The sequence below is a fragment of the Bariatricus sp. HCP28S3_F11 genome, assembly GCF_052065395.1.
In the GTDB taxonomy this organism is placed as follows: Bacteria; Bacillota; Clostridia; order Lachnospirales; family Lachnospiraceae; genus Allocoprococcus.
Map to the genome: position 1 here is coordinate 1 of NZ_JBQHUC010000101.1, position 1,492 is coordinate 1,492.

Consider the following 1,492-nt stretch of genomic DNA (forward strand, 5'->3'; position numbering starts at 1 on the left):
AGGGAACCGCAATGGATTGAGGTCAATAATCATGCTCTTGATTACTTTGGCGGTGTGCCGGCACTGGTTGTATGCGATAACTGCAAGCAGGCGGTAATCGTTAATCAAGACTGGATTGAACCCGAACTGAATAAGGATTACGCTGACTGGGCTGATCATTATGGAACTGTAATTCTTCCAGCCAAGGTCAGAAAGCCCAAATTTAAGAGTTCAGTAGAAAACGCGGTAGGTATTCTTGAGAAAGGTCTCTTCCATAAACTTGAAGAACAACAGTATTTTTCGCTGGATCAGTTCAACAAAGATCTTTGGAAGGAACTGGAAGCTCTCAATAAGGAGCCGTTTAAAAAGAAAGAACATAATAGATACTACTATTGGGAAGAGGAGAAACTTGAATTGATGCCGCTCCCCTCCATGCATTACGAGTACATGGAGAGAAAAACGGCAAAGGTATCAAGCGACTTCCACGTACGCTTTGACAATGCTTATTATAGCGTAGACAAAGCATTTTTGCACAAGAAAGTATCTATCAAGGCATCTTCTTCTGTTGTTCGCATTTATTCCCTTGCAGGCGAGTTCCTTTATGAATGGCCGAGAGCAACCCGTAAGGGTCAGTGGTCAACGGATCCAGAACATCTGCCTGAGAATTATAAAGGATTTACACAGTGGAACGGACCTTATTTCATTCAAAAGGCTTCTCTTGTTGGCAAGAATACTGAGACTGTTATCCGTACGATCCTAAAGTCAAGGCAGTATGAAGTGCAGACATACCGCATGTGTCTTGGTATCCTGAACTTTACCAAAAAGTACAGTAACAAAGCTTTAGAGGAGTGCTGTAAACAGGCAATCTCATTAAACAAACAGAAATATACCTTTATTAAGAACACCATCTCTGTCATTGCAGATGATCTTGGCGATGCCGGTTATCGACATGGGTCTGTCCAAAAGAAAGAACCAACAAGGGGTGGTTATGTCATGCCTCCGGAAGCCTCTAGCATTGATACTCTTTTATCCCGCAGCAAAGCGCTTGCGGATCAGATGAGAGAGGAGGCAGATGACTGATGCTTACCGGAACCGAACTCATCAATGAGCTTGTTGATGAACTCAATGAGCTGAAACTATCGACAATGGCTGCAACGCTGGATGATCTGTATCATAAGCCTGGATTCCTTGAAATGGACCGTCTGACACTGATTGCAGAGCTTATAGAACCACAGTTTCAAGAAAAAGTCAGTACTACACTGAAGAATCGATTAACGGCAGCTCATCTAAAAGGATCACCTGAAGAACTGTCTGAGTGCATTGACTCTGATAAGAGAGAATACCTTCCATCAGGGATAACCGATGTTCTTTCTTCACTGGATTTCATTGAAAGGGGCTATAATCTTTGTATTCTCGGCGAATCTGATGCCGGAAAGTCCTATCTGGCCAAGGCCATTGGTATTAAAGCCTGCAATAGATATAACGTTGGATATTTTCATAGTGAAGAGCTCCT

2 protein-coding genes are annotated in these 1,492 nt (G+C 42.8%); both read left to right on the plus strand.

The annotated features are described in order from the left end of the window. Positions 1-1,059 (plus strand): Mu transposase domain-containing protein (locus ACTNBR_RS16405; protein ID WP_441019255.1); only part of this gene is annotated, 1,059 nt, incomplete at its 5' end. Next, the coding region (locus ACTNBR_RS16410; protein WP_441019257.1) for an ATP-binding protein at positions 1,059-1,492 on the plus strand (434 nt) is incomplete at its 3' end. The genes ACTNBR_RS16405 and ACTNBR_RS16410, both read left to right, overlap by 1 nt.